Genomic DNA, 328 nt, shown 5'->3' with positions numbered 1-328 from the left:
GGCCGATTCCGATCCAGACCATGTAAGCCGCGCCGACGACAAGCAGCGGCAGGAACAGCGACGGCATCCATGCGGCAAGCATGCCGACACCCAGCGCGCCATACAGCGAATGCAAGATGCCGCCGGCGCTCATGCCGACGGCGGCGGAAAGGCCGGTTCTCCTGCCACCTGTCAGCGCGCTTGCCAGCACGAAGAGCATGTCCATGCCCGGCAGGATGATGATGCCGAACAGGACAACAAAGAAAAGCCAGAGATTTTCGACATAAGTCATGTCAGTATCTTTCATACCGGATAGAGGTGCATTCGAGAAACCCCATGTTTCTCAATG

Annotated in this window: 1 protein-coding gene; it reads right to left on the bottom strand. The window is 57.9% G+C overall.

The features are described from left to right. Positions 1 to 271: LysE family transporter (locus EN857_RS33860; RefSeq protein ID WP_189522839.1), on the bottom strand; the 271-nt coding region annotated here is incomplete at its 3' end. Positions 272 to 328 lie beyond the last annotated feature (57 nt).

It is taken from the genome of Mesorhizobium sp. M4B.F.Ca.ET.214.01.1.1, assembly GCF_004791545.1.
GTDB classification, from domain to species: Bacteria; Pseudomonadota; Alphaproteobacteria; order Rhizobiales; family Rhizobiaceae; genus Mesorhizobium; species Mesorhizobium abyssinicae.
Note: the sequence above shows the minus strand (reverse complement) of the source record. Positions and strands in the feature narration are given on the sequence as shown.